Source organism: Paenibacillus sp. 01T422 (genome assembly GCF_056398785.1).
This window is the reverse complement of record NZ_JBFTQB010001693.1, coordinates 1-408: the sequence shown is the minus strand read 5'-3', so window position 1 is coordinate 408 and position 408 is coordinate 1. Positions and strand designations below refer to the sequence as shown.

General features: G+C 47.8%; 1 pseudogene. It reads right to left on the bottom strand.

Features of this window, described 5'->3' with window-relative positions:
* Positions 1-408: pseudogene (locus AC1DUA_RS40810) on the bottom strand (hypothetical protein); the annotation flags it as partial.

Genomic DNA, 408 nt, shown 5'->3' with positions numbered 1-408 from the left:
CTTCTTTGCTTGTTCCATCCGCTTGAGCCGTACGTACGACACTAAATGCGCTGGTGTTAGCAATTACTCCGCCATACCCACCACCATAGCCGCCGCCACTAGATGGAGGGACTGAAGGTGTGCCAATGTTCGGAGTTATATCAAATTTGAATGCATCTACAAGCATGTAGCTACCTGATTTTTTGACCGCTTTCAAAGTATGAGCGCCTTTCGGAAGCGAAGATATACGGTAGAGACTTTGTCCAGCACTCCGAATGGTCGAATAGGCATTGATAGTTTTCTTCAACTCTCCATCGATATAAATGTCGATGTCCCCAAGCTCCGGCCCAGTTGGCGAGAGGAGCTCGATACCGCTACCTGTGAAGGTAAAGAGATAGGAGTCTCCATTCACGGAAGTTACATGGACAT